13 protein-coding genes, 1 tRNA gene and 1 riboswitch are annotated in these 14877 nt (G+C 45.6%); of the genes, 6 read left to right on the forward strand and 8 right to left on the reverse strand.

Features of this window, described 5'->3' with window-relative positions:
* Positions 1 to 468: 468 nt before the first annotated feature.
* The 5 genes from moaE to moaA all read right to left on the reverse strand — a co-directional run bounded on the left by moaE (position 469) and on the right by moaA (position 3250).
* Positions 469 to 924, reverse strand: coding sequence for a molybdopterin synthase catalytic subunit MoaE (gene moaE, locus KI743_RS17360; protein WP_032552006.1), 456 nt, complete (start codon positions 922 to 924; stop codon positions 469 to 471).
* Positions 925 to 926: 2 nt separating this feature from the next.
* A complete protein-coding gene (gene moaD / locus KI743_RS17365; RefSeq protein WP_150868995.1) occupies positions 927 to 1172 on the reverse strand; it encodes a molybdopterin synthase sulfur carrier subunit in 246 nt (81 codons plus the stop codon).
* Complete coding sequence (gene moaC, locus KI743_RS17370; protein WP_285467440.1) at positions 1172 to 1648, reverse strand: cyclic pyranopterin monophosphate synthase MoaC; 477 nt, start codon at positions 1646 to 1648, stop codon at positions 1172 to 1174. Before moaC ends, moaD begins: the two co-directional genes overlap by 1 nt.
* Before the next feature lie 11 nt (positions 1649 to 1659).
* On the reverse strand, positions 1660 to 2172 hold the full coding sequence (gene moaB / locus KI743_RS17375) for a molybdenum cofactor biosynthesis protein B (protein ID WP_150868996.1): 513 nt from the start codon (positions 2170 to 2172) through the stop codon (positions 1660 to 1662).
* A gap of 88 nt (positions 2173 to 2260) precedes the next feature.
* Complete coding sequence (moaA, locus tag KI743_RS17380; protein WP_032552002.1) at positions 2261 to 3250, reverse strand: GTP 3',8-cyclase MoaA; 990 nt, start codon at positions 3248 to 3250, stop codon at positions 2261 to 2263.
* Positions 3239 to 3392: riboswitch (molybdenum cofactor riboswitch) on the reverse strand. Its footprint overlaps the gene before it by 12 nt.
* A 195-nt stretch (positions 3393 to 3587) precedes the next feature.
* Here moaA and KI743_RS17385 point away from each other — a divergent pair.
* The gene (locus KI743_RS17385) at positions 3588 to 4475 is read left to right on the forward strand and encodes a YvcK family protein (RefSeq protein ID WP_285467443.1); all 888 of its coding nucleotides are present in this window, start codon (positions 3588 to 3590) and stop codon (positions 4473 to 4475) included.
* A 52-nt stretch (positions 4476 to 4527) separates the two neighbouring features.
* Here KI743_RS17385 and luxU read toward each other — a convergent pair whose 3' ends face one another.
* The 3 genes from luxU to uvrB all read right to left on the reverse strand — a co-directional run bounded on the left by luxU (position 4528) and on the right by uvrB (position 8583).
* Positions 4528 to 4863 (reverse strand): quorum-sensing phosphorelay protein LuxU, encoded by a 336-nt coding sequence (gene luxU, locus KI743_RS17390; protein ID WP_032552000.1) that lies wholly within the window; start codon positions 4861 to 4863, stop codon positions 4528 to 4530.
* Positions 4864 to 4882: 19 nt separating this feature from the next.
* Positions 4883 to 6283 carry a quorum-sensing sigma-54 dependent transcriptional regulator LuxO gene (gene luxO, locus KI743_RS17395; protein ID WP_032551999.1) on the reverse strand — a complete coding sequence of 467 codons (1401 nt, stop codon included), beginning with the start codon at positions 6281 to 6283 and terminating at the stop codon, positions 4883 to 4885.
* A 269-nt stretch (positions 6284 to 6552) separates the two neighbouring features.
* The gene (uvrB, locus tag KI743_RS17400; RefSeq protein ID WP_285467444.1) at positions 6553 to 8583 is read right to left on the reverse strand and encodes an excinuclease ABC subunit UvrB; all 2031 of its coding nucleotides are present in this window, start codon (positions 8581 to 8583) and stop codon (positions 6553 to 6555) included.
* A 509-nt stretch (positions 8584 to 9092) separates the two neighbouring features.
* On the opposite strand from uvrB, the gene KI743_RS17405 reads away from it, so the two are divergent.
* The 5 genes from KI743_RS17405 (at position 9093) to rsxD (ending at position 14869) form a co-directional block, all read left to right on the forward strand.
* Positions 9093 to 9168 (forward strand) — tRNA-Asn (locus tag KI743_RS17405).
* 665 nt (positions 9169 to 9833) lie between these two features.
* Positions 9834 to 10412: an electron transport complex subunit RsxA gene (gene rsxA / locus KI743_RS17410; RefSeq protein WP_150868999.1), complete on the forward strand. Its 579-nt coding sequence runs from the start codon at positions 9834 to 9836 to the stop codon at positions 10410 to 10412.
* A 2-nt stretch (positions 10413 to 10414) separates the two neighbouring features.
* The gene (rsxB, locus tag KI743_RS17415; protein WP_152469052.1) at positions 10415 to 10999 is read left to right on the forward strand and encodes an electron transport complex subunit RsxB; all 585 of its coding nucleotides are present in this window, start codon (positions 10415 to 10417) and stop codon (positions 10997 to 10999) included.
* Between the two features lie 7 nt (positions 11000 to 11006).
* On the forward strand, positions 11007 to 13823 hold the full coding sequence (gene rsxC, locus KI743_RS17420; protein ID WP_285467447.1) for an electron transport complex subunit RsxC: 2817 nt from the start codon (positions 11007 to 11009) through the stop codon (positions 13821 to 13823).
* Positions 13823 to 14869 carry an electron transport complex subunit RsxD gene (gene rsxD / locus KI743_RS17425; RefSeq protein ID WP_285467448.1) on the forward strand — a complete coding sequence of 349 codons (1047 nt, stop codon included), beginning with the start codon at positions 13823 to 13825 and terminating at the stop codon, positions 14867 to 14869. The genes rsxC and rsxD overlap by 1 nt, the downstream gene beginning before the upstream one ends.
* Positions 14870 to 14877 lie beyond the last annotated feature (8 nt).

Below are 14877 nucleotides of genomic sequence, written 5' to 3' on the forward strand. Positions count from 1 at the left end.
CACACACTATCAATCATTGAATTAATTTGCCATAAAGAACTAGCAAAAAATCGGATAATTCTCCGAAATACTCAATGATTTAGCGATAAACTCTAATAAAAACGTAATTTATAGCTATTTAAATACGATGTATTATTAAAAGTCAGCCGTAAATGTTGATATATCTGTTTTGATACTTATTTTTAGCATCTTATGCTAGAACAACCCTGACAAATTAACATTATTGCCACATGAAAGCTAATCGGGCATCACATATCCCCTAAGTTGCTTACGTTAATTGTGAGGATTATCACTCTCTAAAAAGCAGAACAAATAGCTGCTTAGTGAATTATATTGGTGTAACAAATTGTTTTAATCAGTTTATATGCGTATTTATTCACACAAACCTACTGCACCTTTTGGTCAATTATTCTTCAGGCAAAAAAAAACCAACTCAAAGAGTCGGTTTTCGAACATCAAAATAGGTGTTTATTTCTGCCAACGTTCAGCGGCTTTCGCGTCTGAATCACGAGATTCTACCCAACGGGTTGCCTCGGTTGTACGCTCTTTTTTCCAGAACGGTGCCTTAGTTTTCAGGTAATCCATGACAAACTCGCACGCTTCAAACGCGGCTCCTCTGTGAGCGCTAGACACACCAACATATACAATCTGATCGCCAATATCGAGGTCACCCACTCGGTGGATAACGCGCATTTTTTGAATTGGCCAACGGGCTTCTGCTTGATCACAAATCTCGCTTAAAGACTTTTCAGTCATACCTGGGTAATGCTCTAGAGATAAGCCAATAACGTTATCCCCTAAGTTCATGTCACGAACCTTACCCACGAAAGTTACCACTGCCCCCGCTGAGGTGCCTTGAGCCAGAAAGTCGTATTCGTCAGCAACTGAAAAGTCTTCAGCTGTCACTAATACTCTTGAGTCCATCGCTAGCCTCCGGTTACTGGCGGGAAGAATGCTACTTCGTCACCATCTTTCACTTCAGTACTTAGAGGAACAATCGATTGGTTCAGAGCCGCCAAAAGCTTGCCCTCTTCCAAAGCGATGTCCCACTTCCCCTCTTGCTGAACAAGGTGGCTGCGAATCGCTTCGATAGTGTTAAAGCTTGCGTCAACCTCTATGCTATCTACACCCACCAATTCGCGAGTTTGTGCAAAGAAAAGAACTGTAATCATCATTCCACCTTAAAGTGGCCTGATTTGCCACCCGTTTTTTCTAGCAAGCGTACCTGATCGATCACCATGTCTTTTTGTACCGCTTTACACATGTCGTAAATGGTTAAAGCCGCTACAGAAGCTGCAGTCAGTGCTTCCATCTCAACGCCGGTTTTACCCGCCAGTTTACAAACAGACTCGATGCGTACCTTGTTTTCTTCAACAACTGGTTCAAGTTGAACTTCAACCTTTGATAGTAGCAACGGATGACAAAGTGGAATCAAGTCCCAAGTTTTCTTTGCTGCTTGAATACCAGCAATACGCGCTGTCGCAAACACATCACCTTTATGGTGGCTGCCCGACATAATCAACTCAAGCGTCTCAGGCGCCATATGAACAAAAGCTTCTGCACGTGCTTCACGCACTGTTTCTGCTTTTGCCGACACATCGACCATGTTTGCTTCGCCCGAAGCGTTAATGTGAGTAAATTGACTCATGATCACCTGCCTTATACAGAAAGGTGTGGCATGAAGTTACATGGGCGGTGGCTAGCATCAAGTTGTTGTTTGATGATTTTTGTCCAGCCTGTGCGACATGCACCTGTTGAACCAGGCATTGCAAAGATCACTGTGTGATTAGCAAAACCCGCAATCGCACGTGATTGAATCGTCGATGTGCCGATCTCTTCGTAAGAAACCTGACGGAATAGCTCACCAAAACCTTCTACTTCTTTATCGAAAAGCGGTTTCAGTGCTTCTGGAGTACTATCGCGAGAAGTAAATCCAGTACCACCGGTGATCATGATTGCTTGTACTGTTTCATCGGCAATCCACTTAGAAACGATTGCACGGATCTTGTACATGTCATCAATCACGATCTGCTTGTCGACAACGTTATGACCCGCTTCTTGAGCGTTTTCCGCCAAGTAACGACCTGATGTATCGTTCTCTTCTGTACGAGTGTCTGAAACGGTTAGTACTGCGATATTTGCAGGTTGGAATTTACTCTCTGCGTGACCCATTTGTTCACCTATTCTATCTATTTCAATGATTATACTGACTCACCCAGCTTATCTAAGCTAGGTGATTAAATGTTGTTGATGTGGGAGCTTAGCCGCCAATGGAGGCAAGATGCGGTGTCATGCCGCTGTTGCCATCATGGAGAAAGTGACTCACTGACTTGGTCTGTAGCTCGGCCTGAATGCGTGCGATGAGCGCGTCTTCTTGTTCATCCTCTTGGAGAAGATCACGCAACTCAACACCATGGTCTCCAAAGAGACACAGGTGAAGCTTGCCGGTCGCAGACACGCGCAAGCGGTTACAGCTTTCGCAGAAGTCTTTCTCATAAGGCATGATCAAACCAATCTCACCCTTGTAATCTGGGTGGACAAATACCTGTGCAGGTCCGTCATTCACGGCTTTGACTTTCAAAAGCCAACCGTTGGCGATCAGATGGTTTCTAATGGCAACGCCTGATACATGGTGTTTATCAAACAGATCGTCCATTTCGCCGGTTTGCATCAGCTCAATAAACCGCAGTTGGATAGGTTTGTCTTTAATCCAATTAAGGAATGAAGGCAGCTCTTGGCTATTAAGATCTTTCATCAACACTACGTTGACTTTGATCTGCTCATAACCGACTTCGAACGCTTTATCGATACCACGCATCACCTCGGTGAACTTATTCTCACCTGTGATTTGGTGAAACATGCGCGAATCTAAACTATCAACGCTGACGTTAATGTTCGTTAGACCAGCTTCACGCCACTGCGCTACCTGTTTCTCCATACGATAACCGTTGGTGGTGGTTGCCACTTTTTGGATACCCGGAGTGCTGGCTACTGTATCAATAATTTCAGTGAAATCTTTACGTAGACTTGGCTCGCCACCAGTAATACGAATCTTGGAGGTACCACAATCAGCAAACGCTCTTACGATACGTTTGATCTCGGGAACACTGAGAAAAGACGAGTTTTTTTGCCCCGAAGGCTTGTAGCCATCAGGTAAGCAATACGTACATTTAAAGTTACATACGTCTGTAACTGACAAGCGCAAGTAATAAAACTTGCGATGGAATCTATCTTCGAATTGTTGCGCCACGGAACACCTTTCCAAACACGGGAGGCATAATCATTTCCAATTAAGCCCTTGTGACAACATGTCACTGGCTCTCAACGCTTATCAATACAGCAAAATACCACTGTGCGACTTAGCATTTAAGAGCTCGGAGTTATGGCAACTACGGTACACCGGGGCACGCGTAGCAGCTGCGTATAAAATACTTAATAATTGTGTGTGAATCTAGTTCTGTTGCCAAAAAAACGAACCTTAACAGCAAAAAAACCGCACCAGACCCTCAAAATAACTCTTGTTGAGTATCTGCCTATAAGCATTTACCCTAAATTATAGTTGGTAATAATCTAATAAGAACTAAAAAATGAATTTGTACTCTTCAAAGAAAGTCGTCGCAGTCGGCGGCGGCCACGGCTTAGGTCGCATGTTAGCGGCACTTAAACAGTTTGGCAGTAATGCGACGGGAATTGTCGCCACTACTGATAATGGCGGCTCAACAGGCCGAATTCGAGACTGCCAAGGTGGTATAGCATGGGGTGACACTCGAAACTGTATCAACCAGTTGATTACCGAACCTTCCATCAGTTCGATGATGTTTGAGTATCGTTTCCGAGGTCAAGGTGAACTGGATGGCCACAATCTCGGTAACCTAATGCTCACTGCTTTGGATAACCTCTCTGTTCGACCATTAGAAGCAATTAATCTTATCCGCAGTATGCTCAAAGTCGATGTCAACATTGTTCCAATGACCGAGCACCCTTCTGACCTAACAGCACTTTCGATGGAAGGTCGCTGGGTTACAGGTGAAACCAATGTCGATGACATGGACGAGCGTCTGCGCCGCCTTGATCTTTCTCCAGAGGTACCGGCAACCAAAGAAGCGGTACAAGCAATCGCAGAAGCTGATTGTATCGTGTTAGGGCCAGGTAGTTTCTTAACCAGCATTATGCCTCCATTGCTATTACCAGAAATTGGTAAGGCGATTGCTGACAATACCAAGGCTAAGGTGATTTTAGTCGAGAACCTTTCGCCTGAAGCGGGCCCAGCAGGGATGATGACACTCAGAGAGAAAATCGAATGGTGTGAACGCGCATGCAAAGCGCGCAAAATTGACGTGATTATCGGTGATACAGCTCACCCGGAACTCGATGGTCTTTGGCATTGCGTTACGACTGACCTCGCCTCACCTAACCGAGACTGGCGCCACGACAGGATCAAGCTTCAGCAAGCTATTGAAGCTCAATTGGCTTAAACAGTTTACTTATCTAAGTCATACAAAAAAGGAGCATTACGCTCCTTTTTTGTTAATTCATCAACTGTTGGTACTCAGTGTACGTTGTAACCAAAAGGACCTTCATATCTTGATAGTCTTCGTCTGTGATGGATTTAGCTTGTTTTACCTTAGCATCCAAACCAATCGCAAAGTTACACAATGAATCTGCCCCAAAGCTTGCTGCACTGCTCTTAAGTGCGTGGCTAATATCAGCCAAATACTTGGCAGAATCTACCGCATTACTTTGTTCTAAATGCTCGTGATACCCCTTGAGCTCCCCTAAAAATATCTCTAGTAAAACCGGGACATTCTCTTGGCCAATTTCACTAGCAAGTTCATCAACTTTTTCTTGGTTTAGTATTTTCATCGTTATTCTTATGCACTAATTATTCTGAGGATGATTGTTTTGCGTTCCATGCTTGTAATTTGCGATAAATGGTCGATGGGCTGACATCTAAGAAACCCGCCGCTCTAGGAATGTTACCATCACATGCCTTAATTGCCTGTTCTATCGCTGTTTTTTCAGTGAGCCACAATGGAAAAATATCTTTAACGGATATATCTTCGCTCTGTTTCTCTTTCAATCGTAGACTGTTTTCCAGCGGTTGGTTGAGTGGTGGTGGCAACATATTTAAGTTGATCTCTTTACCATTGTTAAGCACCACAACATTGCGCAAAACATTCTGTAGTTGACGTACGTTACCTGGCCATTCGTACTGGTTGAACCGGTCAATCACTTCTTGGGAAAAACGCACAAACGCCTTACCTTCTTCGACTGACATATAGCCTAGCAATGAGTAAGCAATTTCAATGACGTCTTCACCACGCTCGCGCAATGGCGGAAGATGCAATGGAATAACGTACAGGCGGTAATATAAATCTTCGCGGAAACGCCCTTCTTGCACTTCTTTCCATGGGTCACGGTTAGTCGCACAAACAAAGCGCACATCCACACTCTTCATTTTTGAAGAACCTACTTTTTGGAAAGTACCCGTTTGGATAAAGCGAAGAAGTTTTGTTTGAAGCTCCAGATCCATTTCACAAAGCTCATCGAGGAACAAGGTTCCTCCATCGGCTAATTCGGCAGCGCCTTGTCGATCGGTAGCCGCTCCCGTGAACGCACCTTTAACGTGACCAAACAGTTCACTCTCAATCAAGTCTTTAGGAATAGCGGCACAGTTGATGGCAATAAACGGCTTATCACCACGTTTACTCGCAGCATGAACCGCTTCAGCACACACCTCTTTACCTGTACCACTTTCACCGGTGATAAAGATACTGGCTTTACTTGATGCCGCTGAGTCGATAGTGCGATAGACCTGCTGCATGGTTTGGCTACTGCCAATAAAACCTTGGTAGTTCTGACTACCCGGATGTTCAGCACTGTTCTTCAGCTTAGTTGCTTTACGAATCGCATTGTTAACCGTGATACGTAAGCGGTCAGCCTCGCACGGCTTGATCAGGAAATCTTGAGAGCCGTGACGCATCGCTTCGACGGCAGTGTCGATTGAACCGTGTGCCGTCATGAAAATGACAGGGACTTCAGGGAAATTCTGTTTAACCGCAAATAGGACGTCCATCCCCGTCATATCAGGAAGACGAAGATCAAGTAGAATGAGGTCTGGGATTCTATGGTTAAGGCTCTCAATAGCCTCTTTGCCTGTCCCCACAATATTGATATCTATCTCTAACGGGGTCAGGTAAGATCGATACAACGCCGCAACAGACGCCGTATCCTCTACCATTAACAAATACTTCGATTTGTTATCAAATGTTTTTGATTGCATATCCTAGCCGATATTATTTTGCATTTATTGTAATAATCGCATTCCGCTTTGCATTATGCAAATTACTCAGCTGTTTTTATCGCATCATTTTCTATTAAGACCAATAATCATACAGTTAAACATCTGGCACGAAGGATGCAGTCAAATAATTGACCTTCGGGTCACCTAGCCAACTGACGTTGTTAGTGGATGACATTTCCACAAATGTGAGCCAGTAGATGAGTTACTACTGGCTTTTTTTTAGATAAAGGGCAAATTGTCGGAATTGATTAGCTGTTGGTAATGAATTGCTGTCTCATCTGTTCAATCTCATCGCGCTTCTGCGCGGCAAGCTCGAACTCTAGGTTTTGGGCGTGCTGATACATTTCTGCTTCTAGCTTGCTAATTGCTTTATCGAGTTCTTGCGGGCTCAATGTAGCGTAGTTAGCCGCCTCTTCAGCCACTTTAGACAGTGGTACTTGCTTAGATTGGCGCTGTTTCTTCGACTTGGTGATATCTCCAAGCTCCATGATATCTTTAACATTGCGCTTCAATGCTTGTGGAGTGATACCTTGTTCTTCATTGTATTGCATCTGTTTGATTCGACGACGCTCAGTCTCATCAATCGCCTTTTTCATCGACCTGGTGATCGAGTCACCGTAAAGAATCGCCTTACCATGTAGGTTACGTGCTGCACGACCAATTGTCTGAATCAAGGAACGCTCTGAGCGTAAGAAACCCTCTTTATCTGCATCGAGGATCGCCACCAGCGAGACCTCAGGCATATCCAAACCCTCTCGCAACAAGTTGATACCCACTAAGACATCAAACTCACCCAGCCTTAAATCTCGGATGATTTCAACACGTTCCACCGTATCAATATCTGAGTGTAAGTAACGAACCTTCACACCATGTTCTGTAAGGTATTCAGTGAGATCTTCTGCCATGCGCTTGGTCAACGTTGTTACCAGTACTCGTTCCTCTTTTTGGGAACGGATACGAATCTCAGACAGGAGATCATCGACTTGAGTAGCCACTGGACGAACTTCAATCTCAGGGTCTAGAAGGCCTGTTGGGCGAACCACTTGGTCCGCAATATCACCATCAGACTTCTCAAGCTCATAGTTACCCGGTGTTGCCGATACAAAAATAGTCTGGGGAGCAATCGCCTCAAACTCATCAAACTTCATTGGTCGGTTATCTAGTGCTGAAGGAAGACGGAAACCAAACTCCACCAACGTCTCTTTACGCGAGCGGTCACCTTTATACATAGCACCAATTTGCGGCACCGTTACGTGTGACTCATCGATAACCAAAAGCCCATCAGCAGGCAGGTAATCGAATAAAGTCGGTGGCGCTTCACCTTCCGCACGACCGCTTAAATAACGAGAGTAGTTCTCGATGCCCGAACAAAAGCCAAGCTCAGTCATCATCTCAATATCAAACTGTGTACGTTGAGAAATACGCTGTTCTTCCAACAGTTTATTATTGTCTTTTAAGTATTGTGCTCGCTCACGCAGTTCCTCTTTGATGTTCTCAATCGCATCTAATATGGTTTCTCGCGGCGTTACATAGTGTGTTTTCGGGTAGACAGTAAAACGTGGTAAATCGCGCTGCTTCACCACACCAGTAAGCGGATCGAAGATACTAATACAGTCAACTTCGTCATCAAACATCTCAATTCGAACGGCATCTTGATCAGATTCAGCAGGGAAAATATCGATAACCTCCCCACGTACACGGAACTGACCGCGTTCAAAGGCAACGTCGTTCCTTGAATATTGCAGTTCAGCAAGGCGACGCAGAATATCTCGCTGATCAATCACGTCCCCGCGGCAGACATGAAGCATCATTTTAAGGTAAGACTTGGGATCACCCAGACCGTATATCGCAGATACTGACGCTACGATAATGGCATCTTTACGTTCAAGCAGGGCCTTGGTTGCGGAGAGGCGCATTTGTTCGATGTGTGCGTTAACCGACGCGTCTTTCTCAATGAAGGTATCAGTGGTTGGTACGTAAGCTTCCGGCTGGTAGTAGTCATAGTAAGAAACGAAATACTCAACTGCGTTGTTCGGGAAGAAGGCTTTCATCTCACCGTACAATTGAGCCGCTAGGGTTTTATTTGGTGCGAGTAAAATAGCTGGACGCTGTGCCTCGGAAATGACATTAGCCAAGGTAAAGGTCTTACCCGAACCTGTAACCCCTAAGAGCGTCTGGTGCGCTAGCCCAGAATCTAAACCATCTAACAGCTTTGCAATAGCGGTAGGTTGGTCACCTGAAGGTTTATAGTCAGAAACCAAGTCAAAGAGCTTACTCATAGGTTGTCATTCCCATACTGTTTATTTAATCAGGGTATTGTCTCCTTAGGTTGGCTATAGATGCAACCTTTATCGAGATAATCACCTCATATTATTGTTGTTAAGTTATAGCTTTTATTCAGATTAATTGATATTATCCGTCGCCCTACCCAAGCTTCTCCGCTTAATCTCGAATATTTTCATCCACGACTTTTCCCCAAAATATCTAAAATAACCACGTTTTATGCTGTTTACGTAATAACCACCAAAAGTTATACACGCACAAATATCCTAAATAAAGTCATACTAGCCAAGCACTTACAACAAACTACCTATTCTTTAGAAAACTCCTAATTTGCGTTGTCAAAGTTTCGCCCACACACTTATCCACAATTTTGGTGGATAACTAAAGCAAAGCCAAATTCTACAAGGGATACAGAAAAGTAAAGTAATTTATCTATTTTTTTGTCGCTATTTTCTGTTGACAGAACTCGATGGTGTTATTAATATTCGCGTCGCTAAGAAGCAATTCCCCCTTAGTTCAGTTGGTAGAACGGCGGACTGTTAATCCGTATGTCGCAGGTTCGAGTCCCGCAGGGGGAGCCAAATTTAAAGAAGCCGCATCACTTGATGCGGCTTTTGCGTTTTAAGCGACTGGTTTGTACCAAACCAATGTCTCAGAGCTAGCCGCCCGCGTTCTAGTACCGACATGGGAAGTCCAATTTCTAGAAAAAAGCTCAATCGAAAGATTGAGCTTTTTTCGTTTTTAACTGCGACTAACTTGTTCCAAGTTAATGTCTCAGCCGAAGCGTGGGACCGTACTCGCCGCCCGCGTTCTAGTCCCGACAGGGGGAGCCAGATTTAGAGAAGCCGCATCACTCGATGCGGCTTTTTGCGTTTTAAAGCGACTGGTTTGTACCAAACCAATGTCTAAGCCGAAACGTCGGACCTCCCTAGTCGGCCACGTTCGAGTCCCGACAAGGGGAGCCAAATTTAAAGAAGCCGCATCACTTGAAGCGGCTTTTTGCGTTTTTTTTGACCTGAAATCCTCGAAACTTCGTATCACTCTACTCGCAATATCTGCATTCTTAGTCTTACATTTTGCAATGATCCTTGGGATTGAGAGCGTCTATACTTGCTACAACCAAGTGAATCAAACGATTAGGCGTAGATTTTTTCATCAACTGCCTAAATCCCTAACGATCCTCGGTTGTTATTAGGTGAGCAAAGCAGGATAATATTGGGATCGGAATTTCAAGAATTAATCCATTATGACCGAATACCTTTTGTTGTTGGTTGGCACTGTGCTGGTCAACAACTTTGTGCTAGTTAAATTTTTAGGGCTGTGTCCTTTCATGGGCGTTTCCAAAAAACTGGAGACGGCGATCGGTATGGGCCTTGCGACGACGTTTGTGTTAACACTGGCGTCGGTTTGCTCGTACCTTGTAGAAAACTACATCCTCGCGCCATTGGGCATCGAGTATCTGAGAACCATGAGCTTCATCTTGGTGATTGCTGTTGTGGTTCAGTTTACTGAGATGGTTGTACACAAAACCAGTCCAACTCTATACCGACTTCTGGGCATCTTCCTGCCGTTAATCACAACCAACTGTGCAGTATTAGGTGTGGCACTTCTTAACATCAATGAGAACCACAACTTTATTCAATCGATCATTTACGGTTTCGGTGCATCGATTGGTTTCTCTTTGGTACTGATCCTATTTGCCGCTATGCGTGAGCGCATTACCGTGGCTGATGTACCAATGCCATTCAAAGGCGCATCTATTGCGATGATTACTGCAGGACTGATGTCTCTTGCATTCATGGGCTTTACAGGGTTGGTGAAGTAACCATGAGTACCATTTTAATTGCAATCATTGCCTTAGCTGTATTGGCCGCTGTATTTGGCGCCATTCTTGGTTTTGCATCTATCCGATTTAAAGTTGAGGCTGATCCGATCGTCGATCAAATCGACACTATTTTGCCTCAAACACAATGCGGTCAATGTGGTTACCCTGGCTGTAGACCGTATGCGGAAGCTATTGCCAACGGAGATAACATTAATAAATGTCCTCCTGGCGGTCAGGCAACAATCGAAAAGCTTGCCGATTTGATGGGTGTAGAAGTTGAAGATTCAGCACACGACCTCGACAACAAAGTTAAGACCGTTGCCTTCATTCATGAAGATATGTGTATCGGCTGTACGAAATGTATTCAAGCCTGTCCGGTGGATGCGATTGTTGGCGGGACCAAAGCCTTACACACGGTTATCAAAGATGAATGTACTGGATGTGATCTTTGTGTGGCTCCATGCCCTACAGACTGTATAGAGATGATTCCAGTAGCAACAACAACTGAAAATTGGAAATGGCAGATGAACATGATTCCGGTTACTGATATTACTAACCAAGCTGCAGACGCAGAAAAACAAGCGTAGGGTTAGTATGAACTCATTAATTGAACAAATTCGTACCGGCTCTGTTTGGACATTTCCAGGCGGTGTTCACCCTGCTGAAAACAAAAAGCAATCTAACAGTTTAGCTATTGCTCACGCTGCGATCCCACAAGAAATCGTACTGCCTGTAAAACAGCACATTGGTAAGGCGGGTAACCTTCTGGTCGCCATTGGCGATAATGTATTGAAAGGCCAACAGCTGACAGCTCTCGATACAGGCTTCACACTTCCTGTTCATGCTCCTACATCAGGTACCGTTGTCGCAATCGAACCAAGAACGACAGCGCACCCTTCTGGCCTATCTGAACTTAGTATTGTGATCAAACCAGATGGCAATGATCAATGGATCGAGCGCCAAGGTACTGAAGATTACACCGAAAAAACATCAGATGAGCTACTTGATATCATTCGTCAGGCTGGTATTTCCGGTATGGGTGGTGCTGGCTTCCCGACTGCGAAAAAACTGCAATCAGGATTAGGTCGCACAGAGATTCTGATCGTTAACGCGGCAGAGTGTGAACCTTACATCACCTCTGACGACAAGTTACTGCAAGAGCACGCAGACGAAGTGCTCAAAGGCATCGAAGTTGTCGAGCACCTGCTGCAGCCAAAGCTGACTGTCATTGGTATCGAAGACAACAAGCCCGAGGCGATCAAAGCTCTCGAACTTGCCGCGAAAGAGAAAGATATTGTCATCCGCGTTATCCCTACCAAATACCCATCGGGTGGTGAAAAACAGCTGATTAAGATCCTGACCAACAAGGAAGTCCCTGCCGGCGGCATTCCTGCCGATATCGGTGTCTTGGTCCAAAACGTAGGCTCACTCTACTCAATCAAGCGCGCCGTCATTGATGGCGAGCCTGTTGTGAATCGCGTGGTCACACTTACCGGTAAAACCTTTAAGCAACCACGTAATGTGTGGGCGCTGCTTGGTACTCCAGTTAGCGCACTGCTTGCAGAGTTTGGTTACAAAGCCGATAAAAAGCTGCCGCGACTCATTCTAGGTGGCCCAATGATGGGCTTTACCCTGCCGCATGAAAATGTGCCAATCACTAAGACGTCGAACTGTATTCTAGCGCCGACACGTCGCGAGATTTCTCCAAATAGCTATGAAATGGAGTGTATCCGTTGTAGTCAATGTGCAGAGGCTTGCCCAGCTTCTCTATTACCACAGCAACTGCAATGGCACGCTAAGGCGAATGAGCTCGATAAGTGTGAAGAACTGAACATTAAAGATTGTATCGAATGTGGAGCTTGTGCGTTTGTCTGTCCGAGTGAGATCCCATTAGTTCAGTACTACCGCCAAGCGAAAGCCGAAATCAAAACTCGCCGCGATGAAGCTGCTGCAGCCGAGAGAGCCAAACAGCGTTTTGAAGAGAAAAATGCTCGTATGGAACGCGATAAAGCAGAACGCGAAAACCGCTTTAAGAAAGCAGCAGATAACCGTCGTAAAGAGATGAAAACATCTGACGGGGATGATGCTATTGCTGCAGCTATCGCACGAGTGAAAGCGCAAAAAGCGGCTGCGGACACTACAAGTACAGAGCCTGCTGTGAAACCAGCAGTTGCCGCAGCCATTGCGAAAGCAAAAGCGAAACAAGCTGCGGCTCAACAAAGCAACAGTGCAGAACCAGATAACTCTGAAATGTCCAAGCTGCGAGAGGAGCGTAAGAAGCTAGCAAGAGAGCGTAAAGCTCAACAAGCTAATGCAGAAAACCAAACGTCAGGCGAAGACAAAAAAGATGCCGTAGCTGCTGCCATTGCACGCGCTAAAGCGAAAAAAGCCCAACAGGCAGAAACAAGCTCAGACGCAAGCAGTAACAACAAGAAAGATGCCGTAGCTGCCGCAATAGCTCGAGCTAAAGCCAAGAAAGCTCAACAATCAGAAACAAACTCTGATGCGAGTTCGGACAGCAAAAAAGACGCCGTAGCTGCAGCTATTGCGCGTGCTAAAGCGAAAAAGGCACAACAAGCTCAGCCACAAGCTGAACAAGTAGATACCGAATCAACAGACCAAACGGCTGATCCGAAGAAAGCAGCAGTTGCCGCTGCTATTGCTCGTGCCAAAGCGAAAAAGGCACAGCAAGCTCAGCCACAAGATGAACAAGTAGATACCGAATCAGTAGACGAAGCGGTTGATCCGAAAAAAGCCGCAGTTGCTGCTGCCATTGCACGCGCCAAAGCGAAAAAGGCACAGCAAGCTCAACCACAAGTGGAAGAAGTAGAAGCGGAATCAGCGGACGAAGCGATTGACCCGAAGAAAGCTGCGGTTGCTGCTGCCATTGCTCGTGCCAAAGCCAAAAAGGCACAGCAAGCTCAACCACAAGTGGAAGAAGTAGAAGCGGAATCAGCGGACGAAGCGGTTGACCCGAAGAAAGCTGCGGTTGCTGCTGCCATTGCACGCGCTAAAGCGAAAAAGGCACAGCAAGCTCAGCCACAAGATGAACAAGTAGAAACGGAGTCAGCAGACGAAGCGGTTGACCCGAAGAAAGCTGCGGTTGCCGCTGCCATTGCACGCGCTAAAGCGAAAAAGGCACAACAAGCTCAGCCACAAGTGGAAAAAGTAGATGCGGAATCAGCAGACGAATCGGTTGATCCGAAGAAAGCTGCAGTTGCCGCTGCCATTGCGCGCGCTAAAGCGAAAAAGGCACAGCAAGCTCAACCACAAGTGGAAGAAGTAGATACGGAATCAGAAGACGAAGCGGTTGATCCGAAAAAAGCTGCAGTTGCTGCCGCTATTGCACGCGCTAAAGCGAGAAAAGCTCAGCAAGAACAGAATAAAAAGAACATTGAGGAGAAAGAGTAGTGGCCTTTTTTATTGCCAGCTCACCGCACGCGCATAGCCGCAGAAGCACGCCAGATCTAATGAAATGGGTAGCGATTGCGGCATTACCTGGATTATTGGCGCAAACCTACTTCTTTGGTTGGGGCACAATTATCCAACTTGTTTTGGCTATATTGCTCGCCGTTGCTTTTGAAGCTGGTGTTATGTTGCTTCGTAAGCGCCCACCTATCATGGCTCTGCGTGACTACAGTGCAGTCGTGACAGCTTGGTTGCTTAGTGTTGCAATCCCGCCACACTCTCCGTGGTGGTTGATGGTTATCGGCTTATTCTTTGCCATTGTTATTGCTAAGCACCTCTATGGTGGATTAGGACAAAACCCATTTAACCCAGCCATGGTCGCGTACGTGGTATTGCTGATTTCATTCCCAGTACAAATGACCAGCTGGAATGCGCCAATCAGTTTGAGTGCAGAGCCTGCAAGTTTTGTTGATTCGTTCTTGATGATCTTCACTGGCTTCAACAATGAAGGCCTATCATTGCAGCAAGCCCGTATCGGTATCGATGGCACGACAATGGCAACGCCACTGGATGCCTTTAAGACAGCATTAGCTGCAGGTAACACAGCTTCTGAAGCACTTTCACAGCCACAGTTTAGCTGGCTTGCAGGCATCGGTTGGGAGTGGGTAAACATCGCTTACCTTCTGGGCGGTTTAATACTTATCAAACAGCGCGTGATTCAGTGGTATATCCCTGTTTCTTTCTTAGCGAGTCTGACGTTGTTTAGTCTGGTGTTCAGTGTGCTTACTCCGGGTGAAACAGCATCGCCTATGGTTCACCTACTTTCTGGTGCGACTATGCTAGGTGCATTTTTCATTGCAACAGATCCGGTTTCAGCCTCTACTACGGTTAAAGGTCGACTCGTGTTCGGTGCGATGATCGGTGGCTTAGTCTTCATTATTCGTAGCTGGGGTGGTTTCCCTGATGGCGTTGCATTTGCAGTATTGTTAGCAAACATGTGCGTTCCGTTGATCGACTACTACACCAAACCTCGTACATACGGCCATTAAGGAAACGA

The organism is Vibrio sp. D420a, from assembly GCF_030248625.1.
In the GTDB taxonomy this organism is placed as follows: Bacteria; Pseudomonadota; Gammaproteobacteria; order Enterobacterales; family Vibrionaceae; genus Vibrio; species Vibrio fortis_A.

Excerpts from the sequence above, each read along its gene's own strand:
- moaE (WP_032552006.1), bottom strand. The coding sequence starts at position 924 with ATGGACTCAAGAGTATTAGTGACAGCTGAAGACTTTTCAGTTGCTGAC.
- moaD (WP_150868995.1), bottom strand. The coding sequence starts at position 1,172 with ATGATTACAGTTCTTTTCTTTGCACAAACTCGCGAATTGGTGGGTGTA.
- moaC (WP_285467440.1), bottom strand. The coding sequence starts at position 1,648 with ATGAGTCAATTTACTCACATTAACGCTTCGGGCGAAGCAAACATGGTC.
- moaB (WP_150868996.1), bottom strand. The coding sequence starts at position 2,172 with ATGGGTCACGCAGAGAGTAAATTCCAACCTGCAAATATCGCAGTACTA.
- KI743_RS17385 (WP_285467443.1), top strand. The coding sequence starts at position 3,588 with ATGAATTTGTACTCTTCAAAGAAAGTCGTCGCAGTCGGCGGCGGCCAC.
- luxU (WP_032552000.1), bottom strand. The coding sequence starts at position 4,863 with ATGAAAATACTAAACCAAGAAAAAGTTGATGAACTTGCTAGTGAAATT.
- luxO (WP_032551999.1), bottom strand. The coding sequence starts at position 6,283 with ATGCAATCAAAAACATTTGATAACAAATCGAAGTATTTGTTAATGGTA.
- uvrB (WP_285467444.1), bottom strand. The coding sequence starts at position 8,583 with ATGAGTAAGCTCTTTGACTTGGTTTCTGACTATAAACCTTCAGGTGAC.
- rsxA (WP_150868999.1), top strand. The coding sequence starts at position 9,834 with ATGACCGAATACCTTTTGTTGTTGGTTGGCACTGTGCTGGTCAACAAC.
- rsxB (WP_152469052.1), top strand. The coding sequence starts at position 10,415 with ATGAGTACCATTTTAATTGCAATCATTGCCTTAGCTGTATTGGCCGCT.
- rsxC (WP_285467447.1), top strand. The coding sequence starts at position 11,007 with ATGAACTCATTAATTGAACAAATTCGTACCGGCTCTGTTTGGACATTT.